This window comes from Paenisporosarcina sp. TG20, assembly GCF_000286315.1.
GTDB lineage: Bacteria > Bacillota > Bacilli > Bacillales_A > Planococcaceae > Paenisporosarcina.
In genome coordinates this window covers 1-12936 of record NZ_ALJG01000334.1, presented here as the reverse complement: position 1 = coordinate 12936, position 12936 = coordinate 1, and the positions used below count along the sequence as shown (strand labels likewise).

Annotated in this window: 16 protein-coding genes; 13 read left to right on the top strand and 3 right to left on the bottom strand. The window is 40.8% G+C overall.

Annotated elements, in window-relative coordinates; all coding sequences use genetic code 11:
- The first annotated feature begins 34 nt into the window (after positions 1-34).
- The 7 genes from B371_RS0114525 (at position 35) to B371_RS0114495 (ending at position 6361) form a co-directional block, all read left to right on the top strand.
- Complete coding sequence (locus tag B371_RS0114525) at positions 35-544, top strand: GAF domain-containing protein (protein ID WP_019415038.1); 510 nt, start codon at positions 35-37, stop codon at positions 542-544.
- Positions 495-1559: a sensor histidine kinase gene (locus tag B371_RS0114520; RefSeq protein ID WP_019415037.1), complete on the top strand. Its 1065-nt coding sequence runs from the start codon at positions 495-497 to the stop codon at positions 1557-1559. Before B371_RS0114525 ends, B371_RS0114520 begins: the two co-directional genes overlap by 50 nt.
- Before the next feature lie 7 nt (positions 1560-1566).
- Positions 1567-2214 carry a response regulator transcription factor gene (locus B371_RS0114515; RefSeq protein WP_040681274.1) on the top strand — a complete coding sequence of 216 codons (648 nt, stop codon included), beginning with the start codon at positions 1567-1569 and terminating at the stop codon, positions 2212-2214.
- 36 nt (positions 2215-2250) lie between these two features.
- Positions 2251-2778: a hemerythrin domain-containing protein gene (locus B371_RS0114510; protein WP_019415035.1), complete on the top strand. Its 528-nt coding sequence runs from the start codon at positions 2251-2253 to the stop codon at positions 2776-2778.
- 475 nt (positions 2779-3253) lie between these two features.
- A complete protein-coding gene (locus B371_RS0114505; protein ID WP_019415034.1) occupies positions 3254-4780 on the top strand; it encodes a nitrate/nitrite transporter in 1527 nt (508 codons plus the stop codon).
- Between the two features lie 24 nt (positions 4781-4804).
- Positions 4805-5824 carry a ThiF family adenylyltransferase gene (locus tag B371_RS0114500; protein ID WP_019415033.1) on the top strand — a complete coding sequence of 340 codons (1020 nt, stop codon included), beginning with the start codon at positions 4805-4807 and terminating at the stop codon, positions 5822-5824.
- A gap of 21 nt (positions 5825-5845) precedes the next feature.
- Positions 5846-6361 carry a molybdenum cofactor biosynthesis protein B gene (locus B371_RS0114495; protein ID WP_019415032.1) on the top strand — a complete coding sequence of 172 codons (516 nt, stop codon included), beginning with the start codon at positions 5846-5848 and terminating at the stop codon, positions 6359-6361.
- On the opposite strand, the gene moaC is transcribed toward B371_RS0114495, so the two are convergent.
- Entirely contained in the window at positions 6346-6834 is a 489-nt protein-coding gene (gene moaC / locus B371_RS0114490; RefSeq protein ID WP_019415031.1) for a cyclic pyranopterin monophosphate synthase MoaC, read from the bottom strand. The two genes, B371_RS0114495 and moaC, sit on opposite strands and share 16 nt — an antisense overlap.
- A gap of 64 nt (positions 6835-6898) precedes the next feature.
- On the opposite strand from moaC, the gene glp reads away from it, so the two are divergent.
- Genes glp through moaA form a run of 6 tightly spaced genes read left to right on the top strand, consistent with a single transcriptional unit; the run spans position 6899 to position 10904 of the window.
- Positions 6899-8143 (top strand): gephyrin-like molybdotransferase Glp, encoded by a 1245-nt coding sequence (glp, locus tag B371_RS0114485; protein ID WP_019415030.1) that lies wholly within the window; start codon positions 6899-6901, stop codon positions 8141-8143.
- Positions 8131-8652 (top strand): molybdopterin-guanine dinucleotide biosynthesis protein B, encoded by a 522-nt coding sequence (gene mobB, locus B371_RS0114480; RefSeq protein WP_019415029.1) that lies wholly within the window; start codon positions 8131-8133, stop codon positions 8650-8652. Before glp ends, mobB begins: the two co-directional genes overlap by 13 nt.
- Positions 8639-9079, top strand: a complete 441-nt coding sequence (locus B371_RS0114475; protein ID WP_019415028.1) for a molybdenum cofactor biosynthesis protein MoaE — start codon at positions 8639-8641, stop codon at positions 9077-9079. Before mobB ends, B371_RS0114475 begins: the two co-directional genes overlap by 14 nt.
- Complete coding sequence (locus B371_RS0114470; RefSeq protein WP_019415027.1) at positions 9076-9309, top strand: MoaD/ThiS family protein; 234 nt, start codon at positions 9076-9078, stop codon at positions 9307-9309. The genes B371_RS0114475 and B371_RS0114470 overlap by 4 nt, the downstream gene beginning before the upstream one ends.
- Positions 9309-9866 carry a molybdenum cofactor guanylyltransferase gene (locus B371_RS0114465; protein WP_019415026.1) on the top strand — a complete coding sequence of 186 codons (558 nt, stop codon included), beginning with the start codon at positions 9309-9311 and terminating at the stop codon, positions 9864-9866. Before B371_RS0114470 ends, B371_RS0114465 begins: the two co-directional genes overlap by 1 nt.
- A gap of 21 nt (positions 9867-9887) precedes the next feature.
- Positions 9888-10904 (top strand): GTP 3',8-cyclase MoaA, encoded by a 1017-nt coding sequence (gene moaA, locus B371_RS0114460; protein WP_019415025.1) that lies wholly within the window; start codon positions 9888-9890, stop codon positions 10902-10904.
- A gap of 224 nt (positions 10905-11128) precedes the next feature.
- On the opposite strand, the gene B371_RS0114455 is transcribed toward moaA, so the two are convergent.
- Together B371_RS0114455 and B371_RS0114450 are read right to left on the bottom strand one after the other, a co-directional pair.
- Positions 11129-11365, bottom strand: coding sequence for a hypothetical protein (locus B371_RS0114455; RefSeq protein WP_019415024.1), 237 nt, complete (start codon positions 11363-11365; stop codon positions 11129-11131).
- A 784-nt stretch (positions 11366-12149) separates the two neighbouring features.
- Positions 12150-12936, bottom strand: a 787-nt coding sequence (locus tag B371_RS0114450) for a DUF3231 family protein (protein WP_019415023.1), incomplete at its 5' end; no start/stop codon positions are given.

Genomic DNA, 12936 nt, shown 5'->3' with positions numbered 1-12936 from the left:
GTATTCACCTCTTTTTTTAATAGGAGATATTATTGTGACGACTAATAAAGATGAATACCAATTGGAAATCGAATTAATCCGCTCCACAACTGGTTGCGATTTAATAGCGGTAGCGCTAGTTGACAACGCGGAAAATCAATTTGAACTGAAATGGAAATATGCTTCAGGGAATCTAAATAATCGCTTCAAACAGATTGTACTTCAATCAGGAAGAGGAGTGGCAGGTATTGTCTTCAAGACGGGGAAACCACTTTTGCTAGAGTCAATTTCTGAATCTGTGGAAAATGAAAATTTGTTTAATTATCCGATTTTGACATTTGAAAAATTGGAAAGTATCGGTGCCCTACCGTTATGGCATGAAGGGCGTGTTGCGGGTGTGCTTCTTGGAGGCTTTCGTGAAGATCGCATGATGACGGAAAAGTTACTGCATCACATGCTGGAAATGATTGAGCAGGGAATTGGAAACCTGGACGGGAAGGAATGGGTGCTAGTTGATGGCTACAAAGAAAAACCAATTGAATTCCTTAATGATGAAAACGTATGAAAACAGCACAGAAGCCATTTTCTTTTTTGACATAGAAGGAAAGGCCATAGCCATAAATCCTGCAGCGGAAAAGATTGTAGATCCTGAAGTGCTGAAACAGCTCTTGCAAGGAGCCGAACAAGCCCTCTGCCAGTCGTGCAGAGGGTACACGAGTGATACAGATCTCCATACATGCCTCAACTGTTATCTAAGCAGTTCTCACCCGGATGACTTTTCTTCTTTCCAAGTATATTTGGAAACAAAAGACAAAGGGGTTGTACCTTACACCGCCACTTTTCATACGGTTGATTTCGAAAATGGTGTCCGCGTGTTTATGCTTAGGAACATGACAAAGCAGTTCAAGACACAGGAAAGACTGTATCAAAATAGAATGATGAAGCACGTAATTGAAGCTCAAGAAAATGAGCGAAAACGAATTTCGCGCGAATTGCATGACGGCGTAGCGCAAGAGTTGCTGAGTGCTTTAGTGGACATTCGCGGGATGAAGTACATGCCTTCTAAAGAGGAAATTCTGAAAAAAATGAAACAGACGGAAGTGACAATGACAAGGCTTCTAGATGATATTCGGAACTTATCAGTTGAACTTCGGCCAGCAGCGCTTGATGATTTGGGATTAGAAGCGGCATTTCGCTCCCATTTCAAAAGAATCGAGAAGAGTTACGGCTTATCTGTAGAGTTTAGATCGGATATATCAAAAAAGCGTTATGGAAGTGAAATTGAGACGGTCGTTTATAGAGTCTGCCAGGAAGCTTTGCTTAACGCTATTAAATATGCACAAGTGGAAGTAGTAAAAGTGTTCCTATTTGAAGAAGGAAATACACTTCAATTGATTGTGCAAGATGAAGGAATCGGTTTTAAACTTGTAGATAAACCTTTAGGAACAGGGCTTGGCCTATTTGGAATGCGCGAGCGTTCAGAAATTGTGTATGGAGATTTTGATGTAACATCGGGTATCAGTAAAGGAACAAGAGTGCGCTTGAAAGTGCCAGTAGGGGATTTGCGGAAGGAAGGATGAATTAATGATAAAAATTGTTATAGCGGACGATCATGCGATTGTACGAAGCGGATTTTCGATGATTTTGAACTTCCAAGAGGACATGGAAGTGATTGCATTGGCTTCAGATGGTATTGAAGCGTATCGGATGGTTGCCAAACACCAACCAGACATTCTTATATTAGATCTTAGTATGCCACCGGGGGAAAGTGGGCTAATTGCAACCGGGAAAATTAAAGAAGATTTCCCCAACACGAAAATCCTAATTCTGACGATGCACGATGATGAAGAGTATTTGTTTTACGTCTTGAAAAACGGGGCGTCTGGCTATATGCTGAAAACCGCCCCAGATGACGAACTACTGCTCGCTATCCGAACAATCCACACCGGTGGAACTTACATACATCCTAAAATGGCAACTTCCCTTGTCCGTGAGTTCGTCAACAAGGATCAAAAGATTAAAGAGTCGGATCCATTTGAAATGCTGTCAAAGCGCGAAATTGAAGTTTTGCCGCTGATTGCCAAAGGATATGGAAACAAGGAAATTGCTCAAATACTTTTCATTTCCGTTAAGACGGTAGAAGCTCATAAAACGAAGATTATGGGAAAACTCAATCTGAAAAGCCGGCCGGAATTGGTCGAATACGCATTGAAGAAAAAACTACTAAACTTTTAAATAACTTTATAAATAACAATTGGGAGGGATTTCCCTTTGGCAGAACATGCAGAACTGCGATTTACCGAGCCAGGTATGCGCCTGCTCGAAAACGAGCATAGGTACTTATCCTATCTGATGGAAGAATGGCATGAAATCGTCCTACAGTTCGAGAGTGACGATATGAGTCTAGAAGTCGGTCGTGAAAAACTGAAACAACTGCGCCAACTATTATTTCAATTTATTGAACCGTTAAAAAACCATACAGATAAAGAGGAAGAACATTTCTTTCCGGCTCTTGGGTCCTATATTGGCTTTGAACAAGGACCGCTCGTAGGAATTCAAGAAGAACATCAAGAAATCGACGGCTATATCGGTCATTTCTTCCACCATACGCGTGACAATATCGATATGTTTTCACTTGAGGATATTAAAACAGTGGCTGGAAATGCAGGTGAAGCATTTGAAGTACTAACTGTCCATTTTGTGAAAGAAGAAACGGTATTATTCCCAATGGCTGAAAAGCTTATGAAAGCGGTAGATCAAGATAAACTATTTGCAAAAATGAATACACTTATCACATAAGATAATTCCAACTGCTTCCTTGTGAAGTGGTTTTTTTATTTTTTCTTTATGTTTCGAAGCCAGCGCAGCGATGCACAAAAGAAACAAGTCGGACGCTTCCGCCGGTAGAGCCTTCTAGCTCGCTTGAAAAACCTCTGCTCCTGCGGTTACTCGTCGCAAAGGCATTAGTCGAATACAGCCCGGCAAATGTCTTTGCTGAGGGATAGCGAGACAGTCGAGACCCGCGGGATACAGGTGGAAACACCTTCGTGACCAACATCCTGTTGGCCTGAGGGATCTGATCGCTCGCCCTAAGAAAGCATAGCTTTTTCGCGTATATCAACAGGACTATTTAAGAGGGCTTTTATTTTAAGGGATTCCCTTTTCAACGTGAGGGGACTCCCTTATTAAAAAGAATAGTTTCACAGGATACAATAAAGACAAGGAATCAATATTAATTATTTGTAATGAAAAACACGTGAAAAAGGTGAGTTGGATGATTAAGAAGGTACAGTTGCCGCTTCAGACGTTGAATTTAGTTGTAGGATTTATGGTGTGGGTGATCATTTCCTCCCTTATGCCATTTATCAGTGAAGACATCGCTATTCCACCGGAAAGATTGGCAATCTTGACAGCAATTCCGGTCGTACTTGGCTCTATTTTACGAATTCCGCTTGGCTATTATGCAAATGTATTTGGTGCACGTGTTATTTTTTTAATCAGTTTTATCCTCCTTTTGTTCCCGGTATTCTACATAAGTGAAGCTTCCTCGGTAATGGATCTAATTATTGGTGGGTTGTTCCTTGGAATTGGTGGAGCTGTGTTCTCTGTCGGGGTAACCTCACTGCCGAAATATTATCCTAAGGAAAAGCATGGACTTGTCAATGGGATTTATGGAGTAGGTAATATTGGTACTGCCATTACGACTTTTTCGGCGCCATTAGTTGCAACTCAAATCGGCTGGTCAGCAACAGTAAAGTTATATTTAATCCTTTTACTCGTGTTCGTTGCCTTAAATTTCATCTTTGGCGACCGACATGAAACAAAAGTCAAAACACCAATTTTCGAACAAATTAAAGGCGTCTATAAAAATGAAAAACTATGGTTATTCTCGCTATTTTATTTCATTACCTTTGGCTCCTTTGTTGCATTTACAATTTATCTACCAAGCTTCCTTGTGATGAATTTTGGGTTGGAAAAAGTAGATGCAGGAATGCGAACTGCGGGGTTCATTGCAGTTGCCACATTCCTACGTCCAGTCGGTGGGTGGCTTGGAGATAAACTACAGCCGTTATTACTGTTGATGGGAACATTTTTTGTTTACACCATTGCGGCAATTGTTCTAGCATTCTCTCCTTCTATTGGTCTTTATACAGTAGGCAGTTTAGCCATTGCAATTAGCGCAGGTATTGGTAATGGGGTCATCTTTAAGTTGGTGCCACTCTATTTCAACAAACAGGCTGGAATCGCTAATGGGATTGTTTCAATGATGGGCGGCCTTGGAGGTTTCTTTCCACCGCTTATGCTATCAGTAATTTACTCTATTACCGGCCAATATTCAATTGGTTTTATGTTACTTTCTCAAGTAGCATTGGCAAGTCTAGTTTTAGTATTATGGATGTTTTATCAGGACCGTCTTACACTTGCTTCCGAGGTATTTAATTCTACCGGCCAAGGAATTCTAGTGACAGATGTTACTGGAATAATAAAAAAGGTTAATCCTGCTTTTACTAAACTAACTGGCTTTGACGAAGAAGATGTCATCGGTAAGAACCCTAACTTGATGAAGTCAGAAAGACAATCTCCTGACTTTTATTATGGCATGTGGCAAGACATTGAAAAACATGGCATGTGGCAAGGGGAAATTTGGAATAAGAAGAAGAGTGGCGAAGAGTACCTGCAATGGCTAAACATCAGTGCAGTGCAAGATGAGACTGGTGAAAATGTCCGATATGTTGGCACGTTCACAGACATTACTACACAGCATACAAAAAGAATGTCGGAATTAACCGAGAGCCCTTAAGTTAATTGGAAGGTGTGACTTTCAGTGGATGAACGCTATTCAAGACAAACATTATTCAAACCCATAGGTAATAAAGGACAAAAGCAAATAGAGACGGCTATTGTAGCTGTGATAGGTTGTGGTGCCCTTGGTTCCGCCATCGTTGAAACACTAGTTCGTGCCGGGGTTGGTGAGATTCACCTAGTCGACCGTGATTATGTAGAACTTTCAAATTTACAGAGACAGCAACTGTTTACAGAAGACGACGCAACCAGCATGTTACCAAAAGTGATTGCTGCAGAAAAACGCCTGAAAGCAATACGTAATAACGTTCAGTTATACACATATCTTGATACTCTAGATGCACAACTCATCGAAAATCTTGCAGCCGTTAGCACACTCATTATGGATGCAACTGATAACTTTGAAACACGACTGTTAATCAATGATGCAGCCTTGAAACATAGAGTACCTTGGATTTACGGCGCGTGCGTTGGAAGCTCAGGGGTTATCTTTCCGTTCGTACCAGGTGAATCGGCTTGCTTTCGTTGCTTAATTCCTGTTCTTCCCGCTATCAATGAAACGTGTGACACAGCAGGTATCATTTCGCCTGCTGTACAGATCACAGCTGCCTTTCAATGTGCGGAGGCAATGAAGTGGTTAAGCGGAAACAGGGAAGCTATGCGGAAAAAAGTGCATCACTTCAACTTATGGGAAAATACACAGTTGGATATCGGCATTTCCCGCATTCAAAATGAGCACTGTGAAACATGTGGTGTTCAGCCGACATTCCCGTCACTACATTCGACAAAAAGCACTTCCTATGCTGTTCTGTGCGGACGAGATGCGGTACAAGTACTGCCTGATCCACAACGTCCCATTACCTTAGACGACGCAGAATCAATTGGCAGACACATGCAAGTTCCTGTGAAGCGTACACCTTATTTTGTCGAGTTATTTATCTTCGATCACCGTATGGTACTGTTCGGCAATGGTCGTCTTCTCATCTATGGTATCCGAAATGTTTCGGAAGGTCGGAAACTTTATCATCAGTTATTCGGTTAAATACGAGAGGGAGTTACCCAAATGTCGCAATCATTTCAATTAGATAGGCAGATTAGAATCGCTGTTTTAACGGTAAGTGATACACGGACAAAGCACACCGATCAAAGTGGAGCACTTATGCATCAACTCGCTCTCGATCACGAAATAGAAGTAGTGGCATATGAAGTGAGGAAAGATGACTCTGAAAGTATTCGTGAAATTCTATCCGTGTGGCTTAAGATTGAAAGTGTAGATGCCATTATTACGACGGGTGGCACGGGGATTGCAAAACGCGATGTAACACTTGAGGCTGTTCAGCCATTTTTCGAAAAAGAGATGCCTGGATTTGGCGAGATGTTTCGTTACTTAAGCTTTACAGAAGATATCGGGTCAAAAGCACTTCTTAGCCGCGCAGGGGCAGGAGTTGCATCGAATAAAGCTATTTTTGTCCTACCAGGTTCCCGCGGGGCAGTGAAGCTTGCAATGGAGAGACTTATTTTACCGGAAATCCGGCATATTGTATTTGAGCTAACGAAGCATCGTCAGCTTCGAATGTAATCTCCAGATTTTCCGCCTGTTTTTTCAAGCAACATAGTAGGTCCAATCACCATTTCTTTACCAGAGGCTTTGCACATATCGTAAATTGTGAGAGCGGCAGCGGAGGCGGCAGTAAGGGCTTCCATTTCCACGCCAGTAGGACCTTTCGTTTTTACAACCGCGTACAAAATTACTTCGTAATGTGACGCTTCTTCATCGACATTCCATTCAAATTTAATATCGACCCCGCTAAGTGCTAGGGGATGACACATCGGAATGATTTGAGCCGTATTTTTGGCAGACATGATGCCAGCAACTTGTGCAACAGCAAAGACATCTCCTTTTTTATTGCTACCATCTTTAATCTGATGGTAAATAGCTTCGTTTAGCAGAATAGATGTTTTTGCTCGTGCGGTTCGGACCGTATCATGTTTTTCAGACACATCTACCATTTTTGCACGACCTTGTTCGTTAAAATGAGTAAGTTCAGACAAGTGAATCATCCTTTCCGGATTGAATAAATTCAGTATATCATGATTGACTAAGGAGTTGATGACGATGATGGAACAGCGTAAACCCATATCTGTAGCAGAAGCAATTAACCGTGTAATTGACCATGCGCAAACGCTAGGAGAAGAAACAGTGGATCTTTTTGAAAGCTTTGGACGAATTCTTACAGAACCCATCATAGCGGAACATGATGTTCCACATTTTGATCGTTCCCCGTATGATGGGTTTGCCATTCGGTCAGTAGATACTGCTAGTGCCACAGGTGACAACCGTATCGAATTCAGTGTCGTTGATCATATAGGAGCTGGAATAGTGTCAAATAAAACCCTAACCAAAAATGAAGCAGTTCGAATCATGACAGGAGCACCGCTTCCATCTGGTGCAGATGCCATTGTCATGTTTGAGCAGACCATAGAATCAGGTGATTCCTTTATCATTCGTAAGCCATTTGATGCGCTTGAAAATGTATCTTTACAAGGTGAGGACGTGAAGGAAGGGGAAGAAATCATCGAAGTCGGAAGTTTGATTCATCCCGGAACTGTGGCACTACTTGCCACGTTTGGTTATGACAAGGTCCGAGTGGCAAAACAACCAGTTGTCGGAATCCTATCAACTGGGACAGAGCTACTGGATGTCAGCGAACAACTTGCACCAGGCAAAATACGTAATAGTAACGGGCCGATGATTGCAGCACAACTAGCGCGAATGGGCATCTGTTTCAAAATGTATGGGTTGTCTGCAGATGATCTTGAATCAAGTTTAGAAATTGTGAAAAGAGCTGCGAAAGAAACGGATTGCTTGATCACAACAGGCGGTGTTTCAGTGGGAGATTTTGACTTTCTGCCGGCCATTTATGAACGTTTGGGAGCGAAAGTACTATTTAATAAAGTGGCAATGCGTCCTGGAAGTGTGACGACAGTAGCGGTGGCAAACGGGCGATATCTATTCGGACTTTCTGGCAATCCTTCTGCTTGTTTTACCGGATTCGAATTGTTCGTACGACCTGCTCTACTGAAAATGATGGGTGCCGATAAAATATACTTGCCTCAAACAACAGCATTTCTTGCAGAGGATTTCACAAAAGCAAATCCGTTCAGCCGGTTTATAAGGGCTGTATATGATGGAGCTTCAATACGACCTGCAGGATTTAATAAGTCAAACGCTGTTTCTTCTATCGCTAGAAGCAATGCACTCATTGTCCTCCCCGGCGGCTCAAGAGGCTTCAAAGTAGGCGACAAAGTCGACGTGCTACTTCTTGGTGTAGAGGAAGGAACCGGAAAATGGATACTGTAAAGATGTTACAAGTGGTCGGTTTTAAGAACAGCGGAAAAACAACGTTAATAACGCGGTTTCTTGACTTAGCGAATAACAATGGCAAAACGATTACGACCATTAAACATCACGGGCACGGTGGTGCACTTGACTTGCCTCCTGTAGAGACAGACAGCATGCAATTTTTTAATCATGGGGCACAAAGTTCCCTTGCATATGGCGAAGGCGTTGTACAGATACATATGCATAACAACACAGGTAATCTTGAGGAGCTTATCGAACTGTCGTGCCAAATAAAACCTGACATCTTACTTATCGAAGGCTTTAAAAAAGCCCCGCTTGAAAAAGTGGTACTTGTTCGATCACAACAAGATTGGGAAGCATTGCAGGAGCTTAATAATATCGCTCTGGTCATCGTCCATGAAGGCGTGCAACTCAAAGGAATAAATACCTTAGAGCGAAGTCGTTTGATTGACATTGACAAGTGGTTTGCTAAATGGATGGAAGGTGAAACAAATGAAAGCATTTGAAGTGGTGACGGAACCAATTATCCCTCAACTTTACGCCGATTATGTATTGCGACCGGAAGCAGGCGCAGTAACACTATTCACCGGCCATGTACGCGAATGGACGAAAGGTGTACGGACACTTTATCTTGCGTACGAGGCATATGTTCCAATGGCTGAGAAAAAGCTAGCAGAAATAGGACGAGAAATCGAAGACAAGTGGGAAGGGACAAGTGTTGCGATTGCTCATCGAATTGGGGAGTTACAGATCAGTGACATTGCTGTTGTAATAGCTGTTTCTTCTCCTCACCGCAAAACTGCATATGAAGCAAACGAATACGCTATCGAACGAATTAAGGAAATTGTTCCGATATGGAAAAAGGAAATTTGGGAAGACGGTGAAGAGTGGATAGGTGATCAGAAGAAAAAGCCTAAGGAGGAAATCGTATGATTGAATTGCATTATTTTGCTGGAATTCGAGTTCTGACAGGAATTCCAAAAGAGAGCGTCAATTTTTCTAATCAAACGGTGGAAGATTTGTGGAAGTGGGCCGATGAGAAATACCCTGGCATCCGAAATAGCTCTGCGCGAATTGCGGTAAACGAAGAATATGCACTGCCATCAGACGTCATCGAAAGTGGCGACGTGGTAGCATTTATTCCACCAGTAAGTGGCGGCTAATGGAGACGATCGGAATCTTGCTCGCCGGGGGAATGTCACGGCGCTTCGGTTCGCCAAAAGCTTTTGCCTCTATAAATGACAAGTTCTTTTACGAGCACGTGCGTCGCGCACTAGAAGCTGTCTGTGATCACGTTGTCGTCGTTACAAGGGAAGAACTGATTCCCCTTTTTCCCGATGAATTAGATGTGATTATCGATCTTCCAACAATTTCAGGACTCGGTCCACTCGCAGGTATTTATACAGCAATGACCGAGCGTCCTGCCGATCAATATCTCGTATTGCCGTGTGATATGCCGTTTATCGGTCAAAAAGAAACTACAGAACTTATCCAATTGGCTGAAGGGACAAATGATGTGACCGCTGTAAGAACAAGCGAAGAATACATTCCGTTGTTCAGCATTTGGAATCATCGTGTGAAAAAGGACTTGAAGCGAGAAGTCCTAAATAAACAACTAAGTGTGATGAAGTTTTTAGATAAAGTGGAGACCAAATGGGTGGATTCAGAGCAAATTCATTACGATAAAACTATTTTCAGAAACATTAACACAACTGATTAATAAGAAGGGAGGGTGATGAACATGACTGACTATCCGCTACAAGACCAGCTTAGAAGACCCATTCGTGATTTACGAATTTCTGTAACGGACAGGTGCAATTTCCGTTGTTCGTATTGTATGCCTAAAGAGGTTTTCGGCGATGATTATGTATTTTTGCCAAAACAAGATTTGCTGTCATTTGAGGAGATTCATCGGTTGACAAAGCTGTTTGTTTCACTGGGAGTCAAGAAAATCCGGTTAACCGGTGGAGAGCCACTCATGCGACGCGGTCTTCCAGAACTTGTGGAGAAAATCTTATCGGTTGATGGGGTGGAGGATATTGGACTAACAACGAATGGTCTGTTACTTGGACATCTGGCGCAGCCTTTATATGATGCAGGCTTGAGAAGATTGAACATCAGCTTGGATGCACTAGATCCCGAGCTGTTCGGCAAACTGAACGGACGTGGAGTCAGCCCGGTACATATTTTAAAACAGATTAATTATGCAATAGAAGTCGGGTTTGAAATCAAAGTGAATATGGTCGTCCAAAAAGGCGTAAACGATTGCGAAATTCTGCCTATGGCATCCTACTTCAAAGAACGAGGTATTACGCTCCGTTTTATCGAATTCATGGATGTCGGCAACGATAATGGCTGGAGCTTTAAAAAAGTCGTCACGAAAAAAGAAATTCTCGAAAGACTTCAATCTGCTTATAACTTAGAACCGGTGGACAAGGATTATTTCGGAGAAGTAGCAAAAAGATACCGTTATGAAGGTAGAGATACACAGGTTGGGTTTATCACGTCGGTATCGGAATCTTTCTGTTCATCTTGCACTCGCGCGCGGTTATCGTCAGATGGAAAATTTTATACGTGTTTGTTTGCGACAGCGGGCTTTGATCTACGCAAGCTAATTCGAAACGGCTTGGACAATGATGAGCTATTAGATGCAATTAGCGGCGTTTGGGAACAACGTGCTGATCGCTACTCTGATGAGCGCACAGAACAAACCTCCAAAAGCAGGATAAAAATTGGCATGTCCTATATTGGTGGTTAATTTTAAATTCATCATTTGACAGTCTCTGTTGTTGAACTAATCTGCCTTTATCTACAGTATGTTTTTCCACCGTATTTAACGTATGTAATGATAAAAAAACTACCAGATTTCTAACTTTGTGGAAACATTATATACAGTTAGTTTTTATAGTATTCAACGTATTCAATGGTATGGGGAAATTGACTTGGGTAAGTGGATAAAGGGGATCTTCAATAATAAATTCATCATAAATTCACAATTATTAAAAGTATTTGATAAAATTCAACTTTTGACCATTCATCTGGTCTGCTGTTACCGTGTTGAATTAAATTTCTACTAAATATCTCTCCTTCTTTCTGCTGTTTAACATTATTTCTTAAAACTTCTTTTAACAGTTTAATTAGTTCTACAGCATTTTTTCTTATGAAATATACATCAGGTACTCCTTCAATTGTTTCTTGAAAACTCTCTTTTAATTTCAAAATCCTTATTAATTATAAATGCACCTCGAAATGAGGTGCTAATTAGGGTTATATTTGGCTGTATATTTTGATAATAAAACAGGTTCGATTTGACCGTTTATTCCGGAATAAGTGATCCAAAACTGAACGACTTAGAATAAACACTGTTACTCTTTTTTCTTGCACATTAAATCTTATCTAACCAAACACGTTAACAAAATACGCCCATCTATTAGGAATTGAAACAATTCTTTCAGTCACATAAAATAATACATTGGTTGTAGCAATTACAATTATTGAGCTATTCTGATTTAGTTTGCTGACCAATAGCTCTTTTTTTAGATTCTATGTGTCGTATAACGATCTTTGACGTTAAGTCCGCAAGATAATAACCACACGAACAAAAGTATCGTGATACGTTCAAGCAACGCTAAATCACGCAAAGCTCGCACTATACCGCTATCAAATAAACATATCGCGTGTTAATGCAATTAACTGTTGAGAATGAATCGTTTGATTCTGAAGTTGATGATTTAATTTTCCTCTCACTTTCAGGAAGGAAAGTAGGTAACAATAATCTGCTTCGAGATTTCTGTAACTTGCAATTGAAGCGGGAATCACAAGACGCTTTTACATTCACTTATTGAGACATAGAGACTTTACGATTAATTCTTGGTAATGCCGACAACCGAACAACATTAATTTATCTTCATTTAGCATATGTAACATTTTCGGAGGCACATAACAATTTTGGCTTCTTCGGTGAAAAAAACATGATTATATAAACGTGATAAGCAGCTTAGTATTATTTATCTTTTGCAATCTTTTTTCTATTTGGGGCAAGTGGTGGTTGCTCTAACCATTTATTTTTAGTCATCAAATTGAACCACTCTTTTGTAACCATGAGGTTTTTCAATATGATTTTCTCATAAGTCTTTACAAGGTCTGTTCGCATGGCTGAAGCTAATCCTGATCCATGATAAGCTTGTGCAACTTGTAATAAGAATCCAATGTGATACAACATCAATTTATCTGAAAAAGGTGAATCTTGAGAAGTTGTCACCTCTGTTTCCCAAGACATTGGTATTGGTAAATTATCTTGATGCAATATTTTACCTAATGATTGAATCTGCTGGTCCGATGCTTGCTGTGCTGACATTAAAAATTTTCTAACCTCTTTTGATTGTGCCACTTGACTAAAACCAATGGAAAGAGTTTTTTCCATTACCTTCTTTTTCATATTAAATGAAAGAGCAATAATTTCGGTTGCAGCTAAGGGGCGTTGGTCTCCAAAAAAGCCATCTAAAAACTGTTGACCTTGAACAAATTCAGGGTTTGCTTCTGGATAAAAATTAGGGTCTCTTTGGAAATGCCCTTTTTCTAACAGTAATTCAATCGTTTGATGATACATTTTCTTTCCATCATCATCACAAGAATCATAAAAATGTCGCAAATCCTTTCTTACAGAAGCACTAAGCGAAGTCATATGACCTAATAAACCATGTAGTGTCACGATGTGCAAATAGTGTAAACAGAATATGTCCGAAAATAACCGTTTTGTCCCGTTATTAACCCAACTTTCATCCCAAGTA